Source organism: Nocardia beijingensis NBRC 16342 (assembly GCF_001612785.1).
GTDB classification, from domain to species: Bacteria; Actinomycetota; Actinomycetes; order Mycobacteriales; family Mycobacteriaceae; genus Nocardia; species Nocardia beijingensis.
The window spans coordinates 1-23,752 of sequence record NZ_BDBC01000031.1; the positions used below are offsets into that span (position 1 = coordinate 1).

Consider the following 23,752-nt stretch of genomic DNA (forward strand, 5'->3'; position numbering starts at 1 on the left):
ATCGGCCGTTCGGGCACTGCCGGGCCCGCTGCGAGCGGCTTCCGAGCCCCGGCCAGCCGCGAGTAGGCGAGGCAGACCAGCCCGCATAACAGATAGCCCAGCGCCACCTTCGGCGCCGCCGCCCAGGCGACCTGGGCGGCGTGGATCAGGCCGATCCAGCTCAGCGCCGCGGCGGCGGCGCACGCGGTGGCCGCGGCGACGAAGCGCTTGTCCAGGACGAAGGTCACGACCGCGCCCAGCACCAGACCGGCCAGCACGCCGCCCGAGCCCAGCGTCTTCAGCCCGTCGTACACCACGCCCGCTTGGCCGAGCGCGGCGTCACCGACCTTGTCGGCGGTGGTGCCGGCCGCCGTCAGCGCGTTGTCGATCTGGCCGACCGCCCACTCGGCGAGGTTCGGGATCAGCGCCGCGACCACCGCCACGGCGTGCAACTTGGGCACCGCCTGGAACGCCTGGGCGCCGATCAGCAGGCCGATGTACAGCAGAATCGGCACGATCGCCGGGATCGGCAGCAGGGTGGCGAGCACCCCGAACAGCCCCAGCAGGCACATCACGCCGATGGTGACGCCGCTGGCCAGCGAGTATCCGGTGCGCCCGCCGGCGTCCTTCCAGCCCGGATGGCCGATGTAGACCGCAGGCGGGAACGGCGAGCCGAAGCCTGAGCCGACGACGGCGCCGAGCCCGTCGGCGAGCAGTACGCTGCGCAGGTTGTAGTTGTCGCCCGCCGCCGCGGCGCTCTCCACGTTGCTCATCGCCTCGGTGAAGTTGTAGACGCCCAGCGGGATCGCCGTGGCCAGCAGCGGGCTCAGATTGCCGAGGCCGGTGAACAGCAAGTGCAGGTGCAGGGTCGGCAGCCCGATCGCGATGTCGTGCGCGGCCTTGCTGACGTCCGGCACCGACATGAACCCGCCGATCCAGCCGATCGCCGTGCCGACCAGCAGCGCCACCAGACCGACCGGGACGTTGCCGGGCAGCCGCACGTCGGTGAAGAAGCCGATCAGGATGATCGCCAGCACGGGCAGCGCGATCCACGCGGCCTCCCACATCTGCGCGGCCGGGCGCATGGAGATGAACGTGATCGAGATGCCCGCCAGGGTGCCGAGCATGGCCGCACGCGGGGTGATGCGGCGGATGTAGGGACCAACGAAGCCGCCGATCATAACGATCACGCCGATCAGGAACGCCCAGGCCAGGCCCGCCGACCACGCCTTCAGCGGATCGTGGCTGCCCAGATAGATCGGCAGCATGACCACGAACACCACGATGAACATGTGCGGCACGCTGGGTCCGTACGGCAGCGCCGTCACCGTCGCCCGCTGTTCGCGGCGGGCGAGGCGGCGGGCCAGCAGCACGTAGTACAGGTTGCCGAGCACCAGGGCCACGCCCAGCGCGGGCAGCACGCTGCCCAGCACGTCCCTGCTCGAGATGTTCACCACCGTGATGGACAGCGTGGTGAGGGTGAGCACGTTGACCAGGATGTTGAAGCAGAGCCCGAAGTAGGCGTTGGTGTCGCCGCGCGTCCACCAGGGCAAGCGGAGGGCGGCGGGTTCCTCGGCGGGTGCAGTGTCACCGGGTTGCGTTTCGAGGGACATCGGTTTTCCTGTTCACTAGACCGGGCGTATCGGCGGAAGGGTCGAGCTGGGCGGGCGTGGTCAGCGCGGCGACGACCGCGGCCGAATCGGCGACCCAGCCGAAGATGCCACCCTGTGCCGCGATCATCTCCAGTCCCACTCGCTGGAATTCGGGGAAATAGGAACCGACGCAGTCGGACACGACCAGGCACTCGTAGCCCCGGTCGTTGGCTTCGCGCACGGTGGTGTGCACGCACACCTCGGTGGTGACCCCGGTGACCAGCAGGGAGCGGATGCCCGCGCGCTGCAATTCGGCGGCGAGGCCGGTGGCGTAGAAGGCGCCCTTGCCCGGCTTGTCGATCACGACCTCGTCCGGCAGCGGTGCCAGCTCGTCGACGATGTCGTGGCCGTACTCGCCGCGGATCAGGATGCGGCCGAACCGCCCTGGGTCGCCGATGCGCTGGGAGGGGTTGCCGCGCAATAGCTTCGACGGGGGGCAGTCGGACAGGTCGGGCCGGTGACCCTCCCGGGTGTGCAGCACCGGCACCCCCGCCGCACGGGCGGCGGCCAGCAGCGCGCGCAGCGGCTCGATCACCGTGCGCAGCAGGCCGACGTCGTTGCCGAGGCTCTCGCCGAAGCCGCCGGGCAGCAGGAAGTCGCGCTGCATATCGATGATCAGCAGGGCCAGGGTGCCCGGCTCGTATCGGAAGGATCCCGGCCGCGCCGGAATGGACTGTGTGGTGGTCATTGTCGCTCCTTCGCTGCTCGGGCGGCGGTCACCACCGTGCGGGGTTCGTCGAGGATGCGCGCCGCGGCCGCCAGCACGGTGTCGTCAGCGAGCGCGGGACCGGCCACCATGACCGACAGCGGCCGCCCGTCGCCGGTCACGCCCATCGGCACCGCCACGGCGGTGAGGTCGAGCAGATTCCCGAAATGGGTGTAGTGCCCGAGCACGGTGTTGGTGGCGACAGGATCGGCCAGCACCTGCGCCACGGTGAAGGTGGTGCCGATGGTCGGCAGCACCAGCACGTCGAAGTCGGCCCACATCCGGGCCACCCGCGCGCGCAGCCGTTGTAGCCGCTGCTGCGCCCGGAACACGTCCACCGCGTCGAACCGGTAGCCGCCGGTGAGGATTTCGCGCACTACCGGCAGTATCGAGTCCGGATGATCGGCCACGAAGTCGCCGAACTCCACCAGCCGCTCGGCCACCCAGGGGCCCTGATAGAGCAGCTCGCCCGCCGCCAGGAACGGCTCGAGAGTAGTCGCCACGCAGTCGAATCCGAGCCCGGCCAGGCGCTCCCGCAGCGTCAGGTGCGCATCCCGGAACACCGTGTCGCCGAAGAACTCCAGCTCCGCCGCGGCGGGCAGCCCGGCGCGCAGCCGCCCGCCGCGGTGGCGCGGCCCGCGGGAACGGCTCCATGGATCGTCCGGGTCCACCGCCGCGATCACGTCGAAGACCCGGTCGAGGTCCTCGATCGAGGTCGCGGTGAGGGTGACGCAGTCCAGCGACTTGCAGGCCGGGACAAGCCCGACCGTGCTGATCAACCCGCGCGACGGCTTCCAGCCGACGATGCCGTTGAGCGCGGCCGGGACCCGGCCGGACCCGGCGGTGTCGGTGGCCACGCAGAACGGCACCTCGCCCAGAGCAACCGCCCGCGCGGAGCCGGAGCTGGACCCGCCGCAGACGAGGTCGCCGCCGAAGACGCTGCGCGGGATGGTGTATGGGGTGCGGGTGCCGTTCAGTCCGGTGGCGAACTGATCCAGGTTGGTCTTGCCGACGAACAGCGCGCCCGCGTCCAGCAGGCGCTGCACCGCCGGGGCGGTTCCGGTTGCCGTATAGGCGAAGTCGGGGCAGGCCAAGGTGGTGGGCCAGCCCGCGACATCGATGCTGTCCTTCACCCCGAACGGCACGCCGTACAGCGGCAGCGTGCGCGCGCCCGGCCGCCGCTCGATCTCGGCCGCCGCGGCCAGCAGTTGCGCGCGGGGCACCGGCGTGATCCAGGTACCGTCGTCGCCGTGTGCGGCGATCGCGTCGGCGACCCGTGCCGCGGTATTCGTCGGTGAGCCGCTACCGCTTTCGTGTGAAGACAGGATCTCGGCGACGCTCGGTCCCGTGCTGTGCATTTGTCGATTGTCGACAGAATGCGTGAAGCCCGGTGTGTTCGTGTGTTTCGGCTGCGTTGCCGATCAGCGGAATTCGAGATCGAGGTAGGCCGGCTCGCCGTGCGTGCGCATCTCCTCCAGCACGATGTCCCGGTCGTTGGTCTCCAGGGCGGCCAGCAGCGCGGCGTGCCGGCGCACCCCGTCGCGGCGGTGCGTGGCCCGCGCCTCCTCCCGCAGGTTTCGGGCCATCGGCAGTTGCAGCTTCAGCAGGATCGGCGCATAGGCCAGATCCAGCTGCCGCTGGCCGGCCAGCGCGACGATCGCGGCGTGGAAGCGGCGGTGCGCGTTGTCCCGCTCGAAGTCGTCGCAGCAGCCGTCGGCCGCCCGCATGTCGGCCAGCGCGGCGCGCACCGCGCGCAGCGGATCTCCCGTGGCGGGCAGCGGAAACGCGCTCTCCACCGCGTGCCGCTCCAGGACCCGCCGCAGCTCGAACAGTTGCAGCACGTCCGTGGCCGACCACACCACCACCCGGAAGCCGCGGCGCGGCAGATGTTCGATGAGCCCCTCCTGCACCAGCAGCCGCAGTGCCTCCCGCACCGGCGCCCGGCTGGTGCCCAGCCGAGCGCACAGGGCCTCCTCGCCGATGCGATCGCCCGGCGCGTACGCCCCGCTCAGTACCTCCGACCGCACATGCCGCACCGCCAAATCCACCAGGCTCGGCGGCAGCACGGTCTCCTCCGCACGCACCGTCATGCTCCGAGTCTACGAACGGGCCGGTCGGCGGCACGGCGGCCGCTGCCCCGGATCTGTGTGGTTCACCCACGTCGCGGCACCCAGCGGCGCGGAAGAAACGAGCCGGCCAGGTCGAGGCGGCTACTCGCGCGGCTCCGCTGTCGGCGGGCCGGGTGCGGGACTGCTGCACGGGCTGGCGGGCACCCCGAGCATCCCGTGCGGATGGACAGTAGTGAGCGTCGATTCGGTCGCCCGAGTGTCGCGGGTGGCTGCTGTGTAGCGAGCGGCGATGACGTCGACGGCCGCTGCGAGTTCCGGTGCCTGTTCGGTGTCGAGGTGGAAGTCGAGGTCCATCGCGGCGAGGTATGCCGCGAGCAGTTGGGGGGTTTGAGCTCCAGCTTCCAGCGCGCTGGTATGTGTATCGATCGGTTCGACGGTCCAGATGCCGAGGGGGATCCGGGCTGCGACGGTGTCGGCGGGCGCGTGAACAGTGACTCGTGCGGTGTAGTTCCACAGTGCTGCCATCCGCCCACGGGTCACGAAGGTCGTCAGATCCGGTCCAGGGAGTTCTCTGATCGTGAAGCCGGGCCCGGTCGGTGTCTTCGGGTCGATGCGATCGACGCGATAGCTACGCCAGTCCTGGCGATCGAGGTCGTAGCCGACGAGATACCAGCGTCCGCCGCTGTGCACCATCCGGTGTGGTTCCACGCGACGACAGCTGTTCGTCGCGTGCCGATCGGAGTAGTCGAATCGGAGTATCTCGCTACGTTCGATCGCCGTGGCGACAGCCCGGAAGACGCTGGTGTCCAACACGTTGCCCGCATCGGGCACTGGTTCGGTTGCCGAATGCACCGTATGCAACCGGTGACGCAACCGAGGTGGGAGCAGTTGCTCCAGTTTGGCGGCCGCTCGGGCGGCGGCGTCGCCGATACCCGCCACGCCCGCGCGCGCCGCGGTGCGTAGCGCCACCGCGGCGGCGACGGCCTCGTCGTCGTCGAATCGAAGGAGCGGCAGCGTGGCACCGGCACGGAGTCGATACCCACCGGCCACACCGGGCGCAGCGTCGATCTCATAGTCCAGCCGACGCAGTCGGGCGATATCGACGCGGATCGTGCGGGTGTTCACGCCCAGACGAGTAGCCAACTCCGCCCCGGTCCAGCGACGCTGGGTTTGCAGCAAACCGAGCAGCCGCAGAAGCCGGACACTGGTATCGACCATGCCGGTCAGCATCTCATCTATCGCGGAGCGATTCGCGCCGCGATAGATGCCACGGTTACCGACATGACCACTTCGATGAATCCCGCCGCCAGTTCCTCCCAGCCGCTGTCGGGTCGCGGCGCCCTGATCACCGGTGGATCGCGCGGAATCGGTCGCGCCATCACTACCAGGTTGGCCGCCTCGGGCGCCACTGTGGTGTTCACCTATCGCACGCGATCCGAAACTGCCGAGACGTTGGTTGCCGAGATCGCCGAACTCGGCGGACGCGCGGCGGCGGTGCGACTGGATCTCGGCGATCCCGACCAGGTCACCGCGGCGTTCGCCGCCGCGGACACCGTGTTCGAGCAGCTCGATGTCGGGCTCGACATCCTGGTGGCGAATGCCGGTGTGTTCGCCAGTGCGCCACTGGCCGATGCGGGCCTCGAGGAGTGGGACCGTGTGATGGCAGTGAATGCCCGCGGAACGTTTCTCACTCTTCAGCAGGCCGCGCCGCGACTGCGCGACGGTGGACGGGTCGTCACCGTCTCCACGGTCGGCACTTATTGGCCCAGCCCCGGGGAAGCGATCTACGCGGCGAGCAAGGCGGCGGTCGAGCAGCTCACACGCGTCGCCTCACGCGAATTCGGACACCGAGGCATCACGGCCAACACCATCTCTCTCGGTCCGACCGACACCGAGCTGCTCCGCCGCGGCGCCCAACCGGGCGCTGTGGAGGGAGCCGCGGCGATGACCGCACTCGGACGCATCGGCCGACCCACCGACGTCGCGGACCTCGTGGCCCTCTTGGTTCATCCGGACAACCGATGGGTCACCGGCCAGAACATCCGTGCGGACGGCGGACTGACGTGACAGTTCGCCCAGCTGCCCGAACGGACACGTCCGGCCGTCGACCACCTCGACCTGACACCGGTGGTCTTCATCGACCGCTGAAAGGACTGAGTGATGGTGAAGGATCTTTCCGCCCCACCACAGCCGGTGATCACCTCGGCCGGACTGCGCCGGGTGCTGGTGGTGCTGTGCGTCACCGAGATCACCAGCTGGGGAATCCTGTTCTACGCCTTCCCCGTGCTGCTCGGGCACATCAGCACCGACACCGGCTGGTCGGCCACCACGCTGACCGCCGCGTTCTCCGGCGGGCAACTCGTGGCCGCGCTCACCGGGATACCGATCGGGCGCTGGGTCGACCGCCACGGTCCCCGGGGAGTTATGAGCGCGGGGTCGATACTGGCCGTCCCGGCGCTGATCGTGGTCGCGACCGCATCGCACCCGGTGTGGTTCTTCGCAGGCTGGTTGTTGACCGGGGTAACCATGGCAGCGGTGCTGTATCCCCCGGCCTTCGCCGCGTTGACCCGCTGGCACGGCCCCAACCGGGTTCGTGCTCTCACCGCGCTCACGCTGGCCGGGGGCATGGCTTCGACGGTATTCGCCCCGTTGACCGCCCTGATATCCGAGCGCTTGGACTGGCGTGCAACATATTTGGTGCTCATGGCGATTCTGGCCGTGGTGACCGTGCCAGGGCACTGGTTCGGGCTGCGCCTGCCGTGGCCACACCGCCCCCTCGCGGAACCCGGGCACGCGCATCTCACCGATCCCTGGCCGATCGTGCGTAGCCGCCCCTTCTTGACGCTGGCGCTCGCCCTGAGTGCCGCGGGGTTCACGTCCTTCGCGGTGGTGGTCACCCTGGTTCCGCTGCTGACCGAACGCGGTCTCGACAACGGCTTGGCGGCGGTCGCGCTCGGGCTCGGCGGCGCTGGGCAGGTCAGCAGCCGTCTCGGTTACTCCGCGTTCGCCGCGCGCACGGGCGTCCGCACGCGCACCGTGGCGATATTGCTGGCCATCGCCGTGACCACCGCCCTGCTGGGGGTCTTCACCACCGCGTGGACGTTGATCGCGGCTGCGGTCGCCGCCGGCATGTCGCGCGGGGTCTTCACCCTGTTGCAGGCCACCGCCGTCAGCGATCGCTGGGGAACCGGGCACTACGGGCACCTCACCGGCCTGCTTGCGGCACCGCTGATGGTCACCATGGCCGCGGCGCCATTCGCCGCCACCGCTTTGGCATCCGTCTTCGGCGGCTACGCCACCACCTTCCTGTTCTTGGCCGCCCTCGCCGCCGCAGCCGCCGTTGTGTCGACCGCGAGCATCCCGAAAGCCATCTCGGAGTGAGTTGTTCATGTTGCCAGGAAGGTTCTGATGGCTTCGTCGCTGGAGAGATGGTTGGCGCTGACGGTGACATCGATCGTCGGGTAATTTCTGCGCACGGCATCGGCGATGCCGGAAAGGCGCTCGGCGACTACCGCGGGGTCACGTAAATCCTCTTGCCGGAGTCCGTCGAAGCCGGGAAAGCCGTCGGCCACCAAGGTTACATCGGGATTGTTGATGATGTCGTCGTAGGTTTGGAATTCCACGCTGACGATCTTCGATGTGTCCACGCGACCCGGGGTGGTGAAAACGCGGTCGCTGACGCCTTCGATGTAATTGGCCGCCGAATGCCCCTCCTCCAGCATCGGATTCACCCGGATACGGTTGGCGTCGACACCCAGCACCATGCCCGCGGGGTGGAACCGCATCGTTCCGTCGCGGACATCGGTCCAGCTCGTGATCGTGCCGTACACGCCGGCGATGTCACTGCCGTCGGTCAGGTATACAACATCTCCGGCAGTGCTGTGTGACGCGGTGCGAATATAGCCTTCCTCGGCTGCGGCTTCTCTTCCGCGAAAAGCTCTGGGAAAAACTTGGTCGACCTGCCACAGGCGTGCACCGTTATAGAAACGATCCGGCCGCGCGACTCCGGATTCGACCAGCGGATGCGGGAACGACGGATCGCCGGGATCGAAAGCGTGTCGAAAACCTCTGTCAGCGTCAGAGAATATCTGGGCCGCACCCCTCGCTTCGCGAGCGACGGGCCTGACGCCGTGTTCGGCATCAGCCCGCGCCAGCCTCCTGATCTCGTTGCTCAAGTGTTGGGCGAATCGTGCGTATGCCCGTGCGATCAAGTCCGATCTGGTCAACAAAACAACGCCCTCAGGCTGATCGCCGCAGCTTCCTCATTTCTTCTGGCTGCAGTCGTCGGCGTCCGTGTGGCGATGTGATCTGCAAGCGTCAGTGCAGCTTCTCCTTCATGGCAGCGGCCTCGATCGCGGCATATCCACCCGAATCCTGAGGCGGCATGGGCACATTCACCGCGTCCGCCACCCGGCGTACTACGTCGAGGTCGAGTCCGGCGCGAATGGCGGCGACTTGGCCTTCCATCATGCCGCACGGCGCCGCCGAGTGAGCTCCGGATTCCGCCTGTGCCACCGCGTTTCGCTGTTTGCGCGCAGCGTGGCGTCGTTGCCCACGTCGCCGTCGCCCCCCGGGGAACACCGACCTGACCATGCAGTTGGCCGGGCATCGCGGGAATGGGCCGAGGCTTCGTTATGTCCTCGCGCTACGAACAGGGCTGGACGGCATTCGAGGGGCAGCCCGGTCCCGGCCACCGACTTGCGAAGCGCGGCGCGATCAGCGTCCCCATGTTGCCAGGCAGCGGGCAGTTGAGACCGATGTCTTCCGCAGAGGCGGAGCTGCCTTTCCCGGTGCTGCCCAGGAGCAGTCGGGTACGGAAATGTGTCCTGTGTCACACGGCGGATTTGTTGTGACGTATTGACCACCGCCGATCCGTCCAGCATCGTGGCGGAGGTTAACAAGCGCTCAGTAATGTCCGAAAGGTCACAGTCATGCCCGAAGCCGTCATCGTCTCTGTCGCCCGGTCACCGATCGGTCGCGCCGGCAAGGGTTCGTTACGCGATCTCCGGCCGGACGACTTGGGAGCGCAGATCGTGCGGGCCGCGCTGGCGAAAGTGCCTGCCCTCGATCCGACCAGGATCGACGATCTGATGCTCGGGTGTGGTCAGCCCGCCGGTGAGTCGGGCTTCAATCTCGCACGGGTGGTGGCGATTCTGGCGGGCCTGGATCGGGTGCCCGGCACAACGGTCAACCGGTACTGCTCATCGAGCTTGCAGACGACCCGGATGGCGCTGCACGCCATCCGAGCGGGCGAGGGCGACGTCTTCATCTCCGCCGGAGTCGAAACCGTGAGCCGCTACGTCAAGGGCAACGCCGACGGCCTGCCCGGCACCGAGAACGCGGTGTTCGCCGACGCGGTGCGCCGGACCGCGAAATTCGCCGCGGGAGGCGAGATCTGGACCGACCCGCGCACCGATGATCTGCTGCCCGACATCTATATCGCGATGGGGCAGACCGCGGAGAACGTGGCGCAACTCTGCGGTGTGAGCCGTGCCGAACAGGACGCTTTCGGTGTCCGCAGCCAGAACCTCGCCGAGGCCGCCCTCGCCAACGGGTTCTGGGAGCGCGACATCACCCCGATCACCTTGCCCGACGGCACTGTCGTCTCGAAGGACGACGGGCCGCGGCCGGGAGTCACGCTGGAGAAGGTCGCCGAGCTGAAGCCGGTGTTCCGGCCCGACGGGACGGTGACCGCCGCCAACTGCTGCCCGCTCAACGACGGCGCCGCCGCGGTCGTGATCATGTCGGATGTCAAGGCCGCCGAACTCGGCCTGACGCCGCTGGCTCGGATCGTGGCGACCGGAGTCAGCGCACTGTCGCCCGAGATCATGGGCCTGGGACCGGTGGAGGCGTCGAAGCAGGCGCTGGCCCGGGCCGGTATGACCATCGACGACGTCGACCTGGTCGAAATCAACGAGGCCTTCGCGGCCCAGGTGATTCCCTCGGCGCGGGAACTGGGCGTCGACTACGACAAGCTCAACATCAACGGCGGCTCCATCGCGGTCGGTCACCCGTTCGGCATGACCGGCGCCCGCATCACCAGCACCCTGATCAACTCCCTGCAGTTCCATGACAAGCAGATCGGCTTGGAAACGATGTGCGTCGGCGGCGGCCAGGGCATGGCGATGGTGCTCGAGCGCCTGTCGTAACCGCTTACTGCGCAGAAGGACTCATTGATGAACAGATTCGAAGGCAAGACCGCGATAGTCACCGGCGCGAGCCGAGGCATCGGGCTCGGCATCGCGCGGCGCTTGGTGGACGAGGGGGCGAGAGTCGTGATCACCGCCCGCAAACAGGACGCCCTCGACGAAGCGGTGGAAACACTGGGCGGGCCGGACCGCGCACTGGCCGTCGCGGGCCGTGCCGATGACGTCGACCACCAGGCGGAGACCGTCGCGCGCGCGATCGACACGTTCGGCAGCGCCGATCTCCTCGTCAACAACACCGGCATCAACCCGGCGTACGGGCCGATGGTCGATCTGTCGTTGGAGGTGGCCCGCAAGATCGTCGAGGTCAATTGTCTGGCCGCGCTGTCCTGGGTTCAGCAGACCTATCGCGCCTGGATGAAGGACTTCGGGGGCGCGATCGTGAACGTGTCGTCGGTCGCCGGTCTCAAGCCGGCGCCGGGTATCGGCTTCTACGGTTCGAGCAAGGCGATGCTCACCCACATCACCCAGGAACTCGCGGTCGAACTCGGTCCGAACTTGCGGGTCAACGCCGTCGCACCCGCGGTGGTGAAGACGAAATTCGCCACCGCTCTCTACGACGGCAGGGAAGACGAGGTGGCCGCGGCATACCCGCTCAAGCGGCTCGGCGTACCCGAGGACATCGGCAGCGTGGTGGCGTTCCTGCTCTCCGACGACGCGAGCTGGCTGACGGGCCAGCTGCTGGTCGTGGACGGCGGCGTCACTCTGACGGGCGGAGTCTGACGTGGCGCGGATGAAGGCATGGCGGGTCCACGAGTTGGGCGAACCGGGCACTGTGCTCCGGCTCGATGACGTGGAAGTCCCGGAGCCCGGCCCGAGCCAGGTAGTCGTGCGAGTCCGCGGCGCCGCGGCGAACTTCCCCGATGTGCTGATGTGCCGCGGCCTCTATCAGGTCCGGCCGCCGTTGCCGTTCACGCCCGGCGTCGAATTGTGCGGCGAGGTGGTGGCGGTCGGCGCCGATGTGGCCGGGACTGCTGTCGGTGACCGGGTGCTCGGCGGGGCGGCGCTGCCCCACGGTGGTTTCGCGGAATTCGCCGTGCTGGAAGCCGCCCAGACCTTCCCCGCGCCGCCGTCATTGGATGACGCGGAGGCGGCCTCCCTGTTCATCGGCTACCAAACCGGCTGGTTCGGATTGCATCGGCGGGCCGGATTGACAGCGGGCGAGACCCTCCTGGTGCATGCCGCGGCGGGTGGCGTGGGCAGCGCCGCGATCCAGCTCGGCAAGGCCGCAGGCGCAAGGGTGATCGGCGTTGTCGGTGGCGCCGAAAAGGCCGCCTATGCCGAGGCTTTGGGCGCCGACGTGGTCATCGATCGTCATCAACAGGACTTCGTCGACGTGGTCAAGCAGGTCACCGACGGTCGCGGCGCCGATGTGATCTACGACCCGGTCGGCGGCGAGGTGTACCAGCGGTCCACGAAATGCGTCGCCTTCGAAGGCCGCATCGTGATCGTCGGGTTCGCCGGCGGCGAGATCCAAAAGGCCGCATTGAATCACGCGCTGGTCAAGAACTATTCGATCCTCGGCCTGCACTGGGGTCTGTACAACACCCAGGACCCGAGCGCCGTCGCCGAGTGTCACCGCGCGCTGACCGCACTTGCCGCCGACGGTGCGATCCGTCCCCTGGTCAGCGCACGGCTGGCACTCGCGAACGTTGCCGGCGCCGTGCAGCGACTCGCGGACGGCCAGACCGTCGGCCGCGTGGTCTACGCGCCCTGAGACCAGCCTTTCCACCGCACTCACATCTTCGAGGAGTATTCATGACCGATCCGACACAACGCACTGCGATCGTCACCGGCGCCGCTCGCGGAATCGGCGCCGCCGTCGCCCGGCGGCTGGCCGCTGACGGTATGGCAGTAGCCGTGCTCGACCTGGACGAGGCCGCCTGCAAGACGGTCGTCGGCGAAATCGAGTCGGCCGGTGGCCGCGCGCTCGCGGTCGGTGTCGACGTCGCGGAAGAGGCGGCCGTCACCCATGCGGTCGATCGCGTGGCCGCCGAGCTCGGCGCACCGACGGTGCTGGTCAACAACGCCGGGATCCTGCGCGACAATCTGCTGTTCAAGATGAGTGTCGACGACTGGGATGCCGTGCTCAATGTGCACCTGCGCGGGTCGTTCCTGCTGGCCAGGGCGGCGCAGGCGCACATGATCGAGCAGAAGTGGGGTCGCATCGTGAATCTGTCCAGCACGTCGGCACTCGGCAACCGCGGCCAAGCCAACTACGCGGCCGCCAAGGCCGGGCTGCAAGGATTCACCAAGACCCTCGCCCTCGAACTCGGCAAATTCGGTGTCACCGCCAACGCGGTCGCCCCGGGATTCATCGAGACGGAGATGACCGCGGCCACCGCCGCCCGGATGAACATCCCCTTCGACGAGCTCAAGGCAGCTATGGCCGCCCAGATTCCGGTCGCCCGCACCGGTACTCCCGCCGACATCGCCCACACCGTGTCGTTCCTGGTGAGCGAGGGCGCCGGATTCGTGTCCGGCCAGGTCATCTACGTGGCCGGCGGCCCGAGGAACTGAACGGAGGAGAGAGTCGTGCAGGTATTCCAGGGGCTGTCCGAGCTGGAGTCCGCGGTCGGAACCCACCTCGGATACAGCGATTGGCACACGGTGACCCAGGAACAGATCGATCGCTTCGCCGAAGCGACCGGGGATCACCAGTGGATCCACGTGGACCCGGTGAAAGCCGCCGCCGGACCATTCGGCACCACCGTCGCACACGGGTTTCTCACCCTCTCGATGGTGCCGATGCTGGCCGGCGAAGTGTATGCGGTGCGGGGCTTGTCGATGGGCGTCAACTACGGCACCAACAAGGTGCGATTCCCCACTCCGGTCCCGGCCGGATCCCGGGTCCGAGCCGGTGTCGAGCTGGTCTCGCTCGCGCCGGGCAGCATCGGGTCGCAGGCAGTGATCCGAGTGACCGTCGAGCTCGAGGGCTCCGACAAACCCGCGTGTGTCGCCGAGACGGTCGCGGTGCTGGTGCCGTGATGGACGATCGGGACGATCTGCGCGAGCGGGTGGAAAGCCTACTCGCAGAATATGATCCGGCCACCACCGATGCCGTGACCTTTCACCGGGCCAGGTTCGACGCGGGTCTGGCCTGGGTGCACTTTCCGATCGGGCACGGTGGCCGGGGTGTCGATCGGGAACTGCAACCGTTCGTCGACGCCCTGTTCGAGCAGGCCGGATCTCCGGACAACAACGCGGCGATCAACGGTATCGGTCTGGGTATGGCCGCGCCGACGATCCTCGCCCACGGCACGACGGAACAACGGCAGCGCTTCCTGCGTCCGCTGTGGAGCGGGGAGGAGATCTGGTGCCAGCTGTTCAGTGAACCGGGTGCTGGCTCGGACCTGGCCGCGATCGCCACTCGGGCGGTGCGCGACGGCGACGACTGGGTGGTCAACGGGCAGAAGGTGTGGACCTCGGTCGCGCACAAGGCTCAGTTGGCGATACTGGTGGCACGCACCGACCCCGGCGTGCCCAAGCATGCGGGGCTGACCTACTTCATCTGCGACATGACCGCACCTGGAGTCGAGGTGCGGCCGTTGCGGCAGATCACCGGCGAAGCGGAATTCAACGAAGTCTTCCTCACCGACGTCCGTATCCCCGATACGCACCGCCTCGGCAAGGAAGGGGAAGGCTGGCGAGTCGCCACCACCACTCTGAACAACGAGCGCGTCTCGATCGGGGGGCGCGCGCTGCCCCGCGAGAGCGGAGTGCTGGGTGTCGCCGCCGACCTCTGGCGAGAATGCCCGGAAAAGCGCACCGCCGAACTGCACCACCGGTTGTTGCGACTATGGGTGGACGCCGAGGTCTCCCGGCTGGCGGCGACCCGGCTGCGGCAGCAGGTGGCCGGCGGCCAACCCGGGCCCGAAACGTCCGCTGTCAAGCTGTCGTTCGCTCGCATCAACCAGCAGGTTTCCGGCTGGGAGGTCGAATTCCGCGGCGAGGACGGCCTGCGATACGACGATTGGACGATGGTGCGCCCGGACCGGGTAGATTTCGCCGGCCGCGGCGCCGGTTATCGCTTCCTGCGGGCCAAGGGCAATTCGATCGAGGGCGGAACCTCGGAAATCCTGCGCAACATCATCGCCGAACGGGTGCTCGGCCTGCCGGGCGAACCCCGTGCGGACAAGGACATCGCTTGGAAGGACCTGAGCCGATGAGCGACATCCTGCTGCTCGATACCGAGGTCGAAAGCTCCTTGCGGAGCGTGGTGCGTGACCTGCTCAGCACCCGATGTGATGCGTCCACGGTCGCACGGGCCTACGAAGGCGATCGGACACTGACCCGAACGCTGTGGACATCGATCGTGGACGACCTGGGGCTCGCTGGTCTGCTCATCCCCGAGGACCGCGGCGGGGCAGGCGGTACAGCCCGTGACGCCGCTGTGGTCCTCGAGGAGCTGGGGCGATTCGTCGCGCCGGTACCGTTTCTGACCAGCAGTGTCATCGCCACGACCGTCCTGCTCGCCGGGGACTCCGCGCTGGTGGGTCAACTCGGCGACGGAAGTCGCAGCGCGGCGCTGCTGACGCCGTTCTCCACTGCGCTCGCGACGCGAGTTCCGGCCTTGACGGCTGATGCGGATGGCCGGGTATCCGGCCGCGTCACCAGCGTCGCCGGTGCGCTCGACGCCGATGTACTGCTGGCCGCCGTCGAGACAGCGGACGGTACGGAGGTGCACGCCGTGACGGCCGCCGCGGCGGCGATCGAGCCGGTGGTCTCCCTCGACATGACCCGTCCGCTGGCCGACGTCGTCGTCGACTCCGTGCCGAGCCGGGTGGTCGTCGCCGCCGAATTCGGTTCGGGAGCCATGCAATCCGGCTTGACGATCGGCGCGGCACTCCTGGCGTCCGAGCAAGCTGGAGTCGCCGCCCGGTGCCTGGAGACGACCGTCGAGTATTTGAAGCTGCGACGCCAGTTCGGCCGAGTGGTCGGCGGATTCCAGGCGCTCAAGCACCGCCTCGCCGACCTCTACGTCGAGGTCGAGTCGGCCTCGGCCGCCGCGCGGCATGCGGCGGGAACATTCGCGGCGGACGACCCCGACAGCGTGATCGCCACCGCCGTCGCGGCGTCCTATTGCAGCGATGTCGCGGTGCGGGCCGCCGAGGAAGCCGTCCAATTGCACGGCGGGATCGGTATGACCTGGGAACACCCGGCGCACCTCTACCTCAAACGAGCCAAGGCCGACCAGATCGGGCTGGGAAGTCCCGGCCACCATCGGGGTTTGCTGGCGGACCTCGTCGGGCTGCCGTCGGAAGAGGCCTGAATGTCTCGGAACTCGGCGCCGGCCGGCCCGATCTGTTCGGCGAACGAAAGGAGATCCCCGTGACAACTACCCAGCAGGTACGGCTCGCGAAACGGCCGTCGGGGCTGCCCGACGCGGACACATGGAACCTGACGACCGAGGATCTGCCCGCGCTCTCCCCCGGGCAGATCCTGGTGAAGGTGGACTTCATCTCCCTCGACCCGGCCATGCGCGGCTGGCTGAACGACGTCCGATCATATGTCCCGCCGGTCGGTGTCGGGGAGGTCATGCGGGCGCTGGATATCGCCACCGTTGTCGAGTCGACGCATCCCGACTTCGCCGTCGGCGACGCCGTCAGCGGAACTTTCGGCGTGACCGAGTACGCGATCCATGACGGCCGGGGAGTGCAAAAAGTCGATCTGCGTTCGGCGGACGGTCCGACCTGGTTGGGTACGCTCGGAATGCCGGGAATGACAGCCTATTTCGGCTTGCTCGAAGTCGGCCGACTCCGAGCCGGGGACACGGTGGTGGTCTCCGCGGCCGCGGGCGCCGTCGGCAGCGTCGCCGGTCAGATCGCGAAGATCAAGGGTGCGAGAGTGATCGGGATCGCGGGCGGCGCTGAGAAGTGCCGGATGCTGACCGAGGAACTCGGCTTCGACGCGGCCATCGACTATCGGAGTGAGAACGTCCTGCTCCGGCTACGGGAGGTCGTTCCGGAGGGAATCGACGTCTATTTCGACAATGTCGGCGGTGACATTCTCGATGCCGCGCTCGCCGATCTCCGGCGCGGCGCCCGCATCGTCCTCTGTGGCGCGATCTCGGCGTACAACGCGGAGAAGCTCCCTCCTGGGCCTTCGCGGTACATGTCGCTGCTGGTCTCCTGGGCGTCGATGACAGGCTTCGTCGTTTTCGACTACGCGGATCGATACGGCGAGGCCATCGCGGAGATCTCCGGTTGGCTGGCCGAGGGCAGGATCAAGAGCCGGGAGCATGTCGTGCACGGCGGTGTCGCCCGATTCGGGGAATCCTTGAACATGCTGTTCACGGGGGCCAACACCGGCAAACTCGTGCTCGCTGTGTAGCGCCATACTGTCCAGGTGACCGATACAGAGGACCGATCGCGCGCGGACCAGACCCGAGCGCGGCTGCTCGACGCGGCGGTGGTCGCCTTCGCTGAACGCGGCTTCCACGGCTCCACGACCCGCGACATCACATCGATCGCCGGAGTGAGCACGGGGACGATCTACGTGTACCACCGTTCCAAGGAAGAGTTGCTCTATCAGATCTCACGCGCCGGTCACCTGGACACCCTGGAGCGGGTCCGCGCCGCCATCGCGTCGGCACAAGACCCCGCCGGGCAGCTGGTCGCCGTGATGAAAGAGTTCACGATCCATCACGCCCGCGCCCACACCGTCGCCCGGATCATCAACTACGAGCTCGCCGCTTTGAGCCCGGAACATCAAGAGGAGATCAAGGAGACCCGGCGTGCGATCGAGAGAGAGGTCAGGAGCTTGATCGAGCGAGGGGCTGCCGCGGGGGTGTTCGAGACCTCGAATACCCATATGGCCGCGACCGCGCTGCTCTCGCTAGGAATAGATATCGCGCGCTGGTACCACGAAGGCGGTTCGTGGTCACCGGAGGAGATCGGCGACTATTATGCGGACCTCGCGCTGCGGATCGTAGGCGGTCGAGGACCGAGTGCTCCCGAGTCCGCTCGATCGTGACGATCTCAGGATGAGCCCATGCACAGCGACGCCACGGAACTGCTCGCGAGGATCGCAGGAGGACTGAGCCGACATGCGCTGGCGCTGTCCGAACGTCTGACGGAGCAGATGCTCCAGATCGAGCCGGAACTGCGCGGCGACAGCCGGGTGGAGTCATTGCTGCGGGCCAGCGTCACCGGCAATGTCGTGACCGCGTTGCACATCTACGAGCTGGGACTGGACATCGATGAGCTGGAGGCTCCGACGGAGGCGTTGGAGTACGCCCGGCGCATGGCCCAGCGCGGCACGTCGATCACCGCGCTGTTGCGGGCGTATCGGATCGGACAGCGACTGTTCAACGACCACATGCTCGGCGAGCTCACCGCGGCGACCGACGACGTCGCGCTGATCACCTCCGCGGTGGCCGAGATGACCGACCGTTCGTTCGCGTACATCGATCGGGTCTCCCAACAAGTCGTGACCGCCTACCAGGACGAGCGGGACCGGTGGCTACAGAACCAGATGGCCGTCCGCACCGCTCGGGTGCGCTCGATCCTGTCCGGACAGCGCGTCGACCCGGGTGACAGCGAGCGTGCGCTGGGATATCGGCTCGACCGAACCCACTTGGGCATGGTGGCCTGGTCCGACGCGGGCGCCGACCAGCTGCGCGCGGCCAAACAAGTGGCGATGACCATCGCCGATCAGTTGTCCTGCCAAGGACCACCCCTGCTGATCCCGGCCGACGAATCGACCTTGTGGGCGTGGCTCCCGCAACCGGAACTGGATCTGGATCCTGCCGCGGTGCGCACGCCCGAGGCGACATGGGTGGCGGTGGGCAGACCCGCCACCGGGCTGGAAGGCTTCCGGCTGACGCATCGCCAGGCGACGCAGGCGCAGGTGGTCGCGCTGTCCGCACCGGCGCCACAGCGCGCGCCGATATGTTGTTCGGCTCAGATCGGGCCGATCGCGCTGATGTGCTCGGACCTGACCGCCACGCGGGCATGGATCAGCGAGAGCCTCGGGGCGCTGGCGCGCGATGACGACGCCACGGCGCAGCTCCGCGAAACCGCGCGTGTCTTCCTGGAGACGAACGGCAGCTTCCAGACCACGGCCGAGCGGCTGGTGCTGCACCGCAACACCGTCCAGTACCGGATTCGCAAGGCGGAGGCGGTACTGGGGCATTCGCTTCGGGAGAGACGACTGGACGTCGAGGTGGCCCTGCTGGCCTGCCGATGGCTGGGGTCGACAGTGCTCCAGTCCGTGGGGTGACCGAGACATCCCTCGTGCGGGGCGCACGATCCCTTCGGTCATCTTCATGCGCGCACAATATGGTCCAGGTCACATCGCCTTCCTAACGTGACGTTCACGCAAGTGAGCTGCTGCGTTAGCAAGGAGATCGACATGCACTTCGCTGCCCTCCCGGATGTACGCGCCGGGACCTCCCCCACCGGCCCGTGTCTCGCTGACGACAACCTGGGGCCTATCACCAACGCCGAGTTCCTCGACTCCGTGCGGAAGTATGCCGATCGGTTGTCGAAGGCGGGGATCGGTGTCGGCGATGTTGTCGCCGTGCGGCTGCCCAATCGGCTCGAATTGATCGTGGCATTGTTCGCGGCCTGGCGGTTGGGTGCCGCGGCGACGCCGATCGACCCGTCGTCCACCGCGGCCGAGGCCGACTATCAGCTGGCCGATTCCCGCGCTCGGGTACTGGTCTGCGTGGACGAACACGAGTCCGGCGAGGTCGATGGACCGGAGCGGATCTCGGTGCCGGAGCTGAATCGGCACGAAGGCCGCGCCGGCGTCGCGGACGCGACCGAGTTCTCGCACGACGCGTTGGCGTTGATCATCTACACCAGCGGTACCACTGGGCGCCCGAAGGGCGTGGAGTTGACGCACTCGAACATCATGGTGATGGCCGAGACAATGGTCGCGAGCATGCGGCTGACCGCTGACGACCACAGCCTGCTGATCCTGCCGCTGTTCCACGTCAACGGCATCGTGGTCAGCGTGCTGTCGCCGCTGCTCGCCGGCGGCCGGGCCACTGTCGCGGGCCGGTTCTCGCCACGAACCTTTTTCGACAGGGTCGCGGCGGCGCGGCCGACCTACTTCTCCGCGGTGCCCGCCATCTACGCCATGTTGTCGGCGCTGCCGGCCGACATCCGGCCCGACACCTCCTCGATCCGCTTCGCGCTCTGCGGTGCGGCCCCGATGCCGGTCGAACTGCTCGCCCGCTTCGAGGAGCGCTACGGTATCGCGATCTACGAAGGCTATGGCCTGTCCGAGGGGACGTGCGCGAGCACGGGCAATCCGCTCGACGGTGTCCGCAAACCCGGCACCGTCGGTCTCCCGCTGCCGGGGCAGGAGATCGCCATCGTAGACAGCGAGGGCAATTTCCTCAGCGCCGGATCGGTGGGCGAGGTCGTGATCAAGGGGCCGACCGTGATGCGGGGATATCTGGGTCGGCCCGAGGAGACGGCGAAGGTGATCGTCGATGGCTGGCTGCACACCGGAGACATCGGTCGCATGGACACCGACGGCTATCTCACCCTGGTCGACCGCAGCAAGGACATGATCATCCGCGGCGGGGAGAACATCTATCCCAAGGAGATCGAGTCCGCGATCTACACCCACCCGCAGGTGCTCGAGGCCGCCGTGATCGGACGACCACACCCGGTCTACGGCGAAGTGCCCATCGCCTACGTGTCCTATCGCGACGGCGCCACGGTCGAGCCGGAACAGATGCTCGAATTGCTCCGGAAGTCCTTGGCCCCCTACAAACTTCCCGAACTGATCGTGACCGTGGACGAGATCCCGAAGAACGCCGTCGGGAAGATCGACAAGCGGATTCTGCGCGGCCGCGCGGTCGAAGCGCGCCGCTGACCCCTTCCATTCCCTCTCGAAAGAACATCTGCCATGGGATTCACGAAACCGGATCTTCCGGACATCGACTATGCCGAATGGAAGACCCGCCCGCGCGGTGAACGACTTCGAACCGTCGCCGAACACTGGGTCGAGCACGGCTTCGGCACGCCGCATGCCGTCTATCTGCTCTATGTCGTCAAATGCGCCCTGTACGTCCTCGGCGCGGCCGCGGTGATCTCCCTGACCCCCGGTCTCGGAGCGCTCACCGATATCACCTCCTGGTGGACCGAGCCGATCGTCTACCAGAAGCTCGTCGTCTGGACTCTGCTCTTCGAAATCCTGGGATTCGGTTGCGGATTCGGACCGCTCACCATGCGATTCCTGCCGCCGGTCGGCGGGCTGCTGTACTTCCTGCGTCCCGGCACCCTGCGGCTGCCGCCGTGGCCGGGCAAGGTGCCGTTCACCCGTGGGGACGAGCGCGGGGTCGTCGACGTGGCTTTGTACGCGGTCGTCCTCGGCTCCGGAGTCCAAGCGTTGCTCGCGCCCGGTCGTGGCGTTCCGCCGGTCGACGGCGGTCACGTAGGTCTGCTCGATCCCAAGGTCGTCGTCGCTCTGGTCGTCGCCCTCTGCGCGCTCGGGTTGCGGGACAAGACGGTCTTCCTGGCCGCCCGCCCGGAGCACTACCTGTTGATGTTGCTGATGTTCTTCGTCCCCTTCGCCGACATGATGATCGGATTCAAACTGGTCATGCTGGCACTGTGGTGGGGTGCGGCCACGTCCAAGCTCAACCACCACTTCGGGCACGTGGTCGCGGTCATGATGAGCAACAGTCCGGTCATGCGACTGCGATGGCTCAAGCGCAAGATGTACCGCAATCCCCCACAGGATCTGCGCCCGTCACGCATTCCGACTCTGCTGGCTCACGGCGGCACCGTCGTGGAATACCTGGTCCCCGCCTACCTGGTCTTCCTCGGCAACGGCGGCCCGCTGACCTGGGCGGCGATCATCTTCATGGCCGTTTTCCATCTCCACATCATCTCCACCGTCCCGATGGGCGTGCCGCTGGAATGGAACATCTTCTTCATCTTCAGCCTGTTCTACCTGTTCGGACACTACGGCTATATCCACGTCCAGGAGCTCCGATCACCGCTGGTGCTCGCGCTGATCCTGTTCTCCGCACTGGTTGTCATCCTCGGACACCTTCGACCGCAATGGGTTTCGTTCCTGACCTCGATGCGCTACTACGCGGGCAACTGGGCCACCAGCGCCTGGTGTTTCCGCGGAGACGCCGAGCTGAAACTCGAGCGGCATGTGACCATGAGCGCCGGGCTGCCGGTCAGCCAGTTGACCAAGCTGTACGGCCCCGAGATCGCCGACATCCTCATCCAGAGCGGTCTCGGCTGGCGATCGATGCACACCCACGGCCGGGCGCTCAACGGTCTGATCACCCGCGCGGTCGACAACGAGGACGACTACGCCATCCGTGACGGAGAGATCGTCGCCGGCCCGCTGCTGGGCTGGAACTTCGGTGAAGGACACCTGCACAACGAGCAGTTGCTGGCAGCGCTGCAGCGACGCTGCCGATTCGAGGAAGGCGAGCTGCGCATCGTCGTGCTCGAGTCCCAGCCCATTCACCGGCAACGCCAGGCTTACCGCATCATCGACGCCAGGACCGGTGTCATCGAGGAGGGCTACGTGCTGGTCGAGGACATGCTCGCCCGTCAGCCGTGGCCGGAGCCGGGTGACCGGTTCCCGGTTCATCCGCTCCGCTCCGATACCCAGGAGCTGCCATCGGTGCGTGTGCGATGACCACGGCAATCGTGGTCGGTTCCGGGCCGAACGGACTGGCTGCCGCCGTCACGCTGGCCCGTCACGGGGTCGAGGTCACCGTGCTCGAGGGTGCCGCCACCATCGGCGGCGGCACCCGCTCCGGCGAGCTCACCCTCCCCGGCCTGCTGCACGACCACTGCGCCATGGCCCACCCCATGGCGGTCGGGTCACCGTTCTGGAGGGGGATCGATTCGGCCCGATACGGATTGACGTGGGCGTGGCCGGAAATCGATTGCGTTCACCCGCTCGACGACGGAACAGCGGCAGTGCTGCATCGGTCGCTCGAAGACACCGCGGCGGGCCTCGGGCACGACGGGCCGATCTGGCGCCGCCTGTTCGCAGGCCCCTCCGCTGGATACGAGGCGCTGGCGACGGATTTCATGCAACCACTCCTACGGATACCGTCGCATCCGCTGCGCTTGGCCCGATTCGGCATTCCGTCCCTGATCCCCGCCGCGACGCTCGGACGACTGTTCCGAACGGAACAGGGAAGGGCGCTGTTCGCCGGGAACATGGCCCACGGCTGGCAACCACAGCACCGGATCCTGTCCGCGGCGATCGGTCTCGGCATCACCACCGCGGGCCATCGCTACGGGTGGCCGGTCGCGGTGGGCGGCTCGCGCGCGATCACGGATGCCATGGCGGCCGCACTGCGAGAGCTGGGCGGAAGGATCGAGACCGGCTTCTGGGTCGAGTCCCTCGACCAGCTGCCGCCGACCGACCTGGTGATATTCGACCTCGCCCCGGCCGCGATCGCCGACATCGCCGGTGACAGGCTGCCGTCGCGGATCTCCCGAGCGTACCGCCGATTCCGGCACGGGCCGGCCGCCTACAAGGTCAGCCTGGCCGTCGAAGGCGGTATCCCGTGGACCAACTCCCACGCACACAAGGCGGGAAGTCTGCACATCTGCGGCAGCGCGGCCGACGTGGTCCGCGCCGAACACGCGGTGCACCAAGGTCGGCTCTCCGACCGGCCTTTCATCGTCGTCGGACAGCAGTACCTCGCCGATCCGACACGCTCACGAGGGAACGTGCACCCGATCGACCTGTACGCTCATGTCCCGCACGGGTATTCGGAGGACATCACCGAAGTACTGCTCGGTGCGGTAGAGCGGTTCGCACCCGGATTCCGAGACCGGATCCTCGCCACCACCGTGGTGGGCCCCACCGACATGCAGGCCTACAACCCCAACTATGTCGCCGGAGACATCCTCACGGGCGACAAGAACGTCCGCCAGCTGGTCTTCGGCGGACCGCGCATCACCAGGCGCCCCTATCGTGTAGCGGACCGGCTGTTCATCTGCTCGGCCGCCGTGCCGCCGGGGCCGGGAGCGCACGGGATGAGTGGATACAACGCCGCGGTCGCGGCCCTACGTGAATATCGGGAAGCCTCTTCCCTGGCCCGCTTCACGTTCCCAGCCGGGAGAGAAGCGACTCATGAACGCCGCGGCAATATCGCCCGGGGCGTCCAGTCCGGCGAGTAGGCGCAGCGCG

The 23,752-nt window shown here is 67.7% G+C and carries 21 protein-coding genes and 1 pseudogene; 15 read left to right on the top strand and 7 right to left on the bottom strand.

Features of this window, described 5'->3' with window-relative positions; translation table 11 throughout:
• The 5 genes from NB3_RS18435 to NB3_RS18455 all read right to left on the bottom strand — a co-directional run.
• A partial coding sequence (locus NB3_RS18435; protein ID WP_067804662.1) for a SulP family inorganic anion transporter occupies positions 1-1,592 on the bottom strand: 1,592 nt, incomplete at its 3' end.
• Positions 1,567-2,319, bottom strand: a complete 753-nt coding sequence (locus NB3_RS18440; RefSeq protein WP_067804665.1) for a cysteine hydrolase family protein — start codon at positions 2,317-2,319, stop codon at positions 1,567-1,569. The genes NB3_RS18435 and NB3_RS18440, both read right to left, overlap by 26 nt.
• Positions 2,316-3,695, bottom strand: coding sequence for an allophanate hydrolase (locus tag NB3_RS18445; protein WP_067804667.1), 1,380 nt, complete (start codon positions 3,693-3,695; stop codon positions 2,316-2,318). Before NB3_RS18445 ends, NB3_RS18440 begins: the two co-directional genes overlap by 4 nt.
• A gap of 63 nt (positions 3,696-3,758) precedes the next feature.
• Positions 3,759-4,427 carry a GntR family transcriptional regulator gene (locus tag NB3_RS18450; RefSeq protein ID WP_067804671.1) on the bottom strand — a complete coding sequence of 223 codons (669 nt, stop codon included), beginning with the start codon at positions 4,425-4,427 and terminating at the stop codon, positions 3,759-3,761.
• A gap of 120 nt (positions 4,428-4,547) precedes the next feature.
• Entirely contained in the window at positions 4,548-5,624 is a 1,077-nt protein-coding gene (locus tag NB3_RS18455; protein WP_084823479.1) for a helix-turn-helix transcriptional regulator, read from the bottom strand.
• Positions 5,625-5,687: 63 nt separating this feature from the next.
• On the opposite strand from NB3_RS18455, the gene NB3_RS18460 reads away from it, so the two are divergent.
• Both NB3_RS18460 and NB3_RS18465 read left to right on the top strand, forming a co-directional pair.
• Positions 5,688-6,473, top strand: coding sequence for an SDR family oxidoreductase (locus NB3_RS18460; RefSeq protein WP_244891959.1), 786 nt, complete (start codon positions 5,688-5,690; stop codon positions 6,471-6,473).
• Between the two features lie 93 nt (positions 6,474-6,566).
• Entirely contained in the window at positions 6,567-7,787 is a 1,221-nt protein-coding gene (locus NB3_RS18465) for an MFS transporter (RefSeq protein WP_174553222.1), read from the top strand.
• A 5-nt stretch (positions 7,788-7,792) separates the two neighbouring features.
• On the opposite strand, the gene NB3_RS35110 is transcribed toward NB3_RS18465, so the two are convergent.
• Together NB3_RS35110 and NB3_RS36225 are read right to left on the bottom strand one after the other, a co-directional pair.
• Complete coding sequence (locus tag NB3_RS35110; RefSeq protein ID WP_157111853.1) at positions 7,793-8,581, bottom strand: hypothetical protein; 789 nt, start codon at positions 8,579-8,581, stop codon at positions 7,793-7,795.
• Positions 8,582-8,822: 241 nt separating this feature from the next.
• Positions 8,823-8,992: pseudogene (locus tag NB3_RS36225) on the bottom strand (porphobilinogen synthase); the annotation flags it as partial.
• Between the two features lie 345 nt (positions 8,993-9,337).
• Between NB3_RS36225 and NB3_RS18475 the strand changes: the two are divergent.
• The 13 genes from NB3_RS18475 to NB3_RS18535 all read left to right on the top strand — a co-directional run bounded on the left by NB3_RS18475 (position 9,338) and on the right by NB3_RS18535 (position 23,742).
• On the top strand, positions 9,338-10,555 hold the full coding sequence (locus NB3_RS18475) for an acetyl-CoA C-acetyltransferase (RefSeq protein ID WP_067804681.1): 1,218 nt from the start codon (positions 9,338-9,340) through the stop codon (positions 10,553-10,555).
• A 24-nt stretch (positions 10,556-10,579) separates the two neighbouring features.
• Positions 10,580-11,335 (top strand): SDR family oxidoreductase, encoded by a 756-nt coding sequence (locus NB3_RS18480; protein WP_157111854.1) that lies wholly within the window; start codon positions 10,580-10,582, stop codon positions 11,333-11,335.
• A gap of 10 nt (positions 11,336-11,345) precedes the next feature.
• Positions 11,346-12,329 (top strand): NADPH:quinone oxidoreductase family protein, encoded by a 984-nt coding sequence (locus NB3_RS18485; RefSeq protein ID WP_067805146.1) that lies wholly within the window; start codon positions 11,346-11,348, stop codon positions 12,327-12,329.
• 41 nt (positions 12,330-12,370) lie between these two features.
• On the top strand, positions 12,371-13,132 hold the full coding sequence (gene fabG, locus NB3_RS18490) for a 3-oxoacyl-ACP reductase FabG (protein ID WP_067804685.1): 762 nt from the start codon (positions 12,371-12,373) through the stop codon (positions 13,130-13,132).
• A gap of 15 nt (positions 13,133-13,147) precedes the next feature.
• Positions 13,148-13,600, top strand: a complete 453-nt coding sequence (locus NB3_RS18495; RefSeq protein WP_067804688.1) for a MaoC family dehydratase — start codon at positions 13,148-13,150, stop codon at positions 13,598-13,600.
• Positions 13,600-14,781, top strand: coding sequence for an acyl-CoA dehydrogenase family protein (locus NB3_RS18500; RefSeq protein WP_067804691.1), 1,182 nt, complete (start codon positions 13,600-13,602; stop codon positions 14,779-14,781). The genes NB3_RS18495 and NB3_RS18500 overlap by 1 nt, the downstream gene beginning before the upstream one ends.
• Positions 14,778-15,884 (top strand): acyl-CoA dehydrogenase family protein, encoded by a 1,107-nt coding sequence (locus NB3_RS18505; protein ID WP_067804693.1) that lies wholly within the window; start codon positions 14,778-14,780, stop codon positions 15,882-15,884. Before NB3_RS18500 ends, NB3_RS18505 begins: the two co-directional genes overlap by 4 nt.
• 59 nt (positions 15,885-15,943) lie before the next feature.
• Positions 15,944-16,945 carry an NADP-dependent oxidoreductase gene (locus tag NB3_RS18510; RefSeq protein WP_067804694.1) on the top strand — a complete coding sequence of 334 codons (1,002 nt, stop codon included), beginning with the start codon at positions 15,944-15,946 and terminating at the stop codon, positions 16,943-16,945.
• Positions 16,946-16,960: 15 nt separating this feature from the next.
• Positions 16,961-17,587, top strand: coding sequence for a TetR/AcrR family transcriptional regulator (locus NB3_RS18515; protein ID WP_067804696.1), 627 nt, complete (start codon positions 16,961-16,963; stop codon positions 17,585-17,587).
• 18 nt (positions 17,588-17,605) lie between these two features.
• Positions 17,606-18,835 (top strand): PucR family transcriptional regulator, encoded by a 1,230-nt coding sequence (locus tag NB3_RS18520; RefSeq protein WP_067804697.1) that lies wholly within the window; start codon positions 17,606-17,608, stop codon positions 18,833-18,835.
• A gap of 132 nt (positions 18,836-18,967) precedes the next feature.
• Positions 18,968-20,446: a class I adenylate-forming enzyme family protein gene (locus NB3_RS18525; RefSeq protein WP_067804698.1), complete on the top strand. Its 1,479-nt coding sequence runs from the start codon at positions 18,968-18,970 to the stop codon at positions 20,444-20,446.
• A gap of 33 nt (positions 20,447-20,479) precedes the next feature.
• The gene (locus NB3_RS18530) at positions 20,480-22,237 is read left to right on the top strand and encodes a DUF3556 domain-containing protein (RefSeq protein WP_067804699.1); all 1,758 of its coding nucleotides are present in this window, start codon (positions 20,480-20,482) and stop codon (positions 22,235-22,237) included.
• Positions 22,234-23,742, top strand: a complete 1,509-nt coding sequence (locus NB3_RS18535; protein WP_067804700.1) for a phytoene desaturase family protein — start codon at positions 22,234-22,236, stop codon at positions 23,740-23,742. Before NB3_RS18530 ends, NB3_RS18535 begins: the two co-directional genes overlap by 4 nt.
• Positions 23,743-23,752 lie beyond the last annotated feature (10 nt).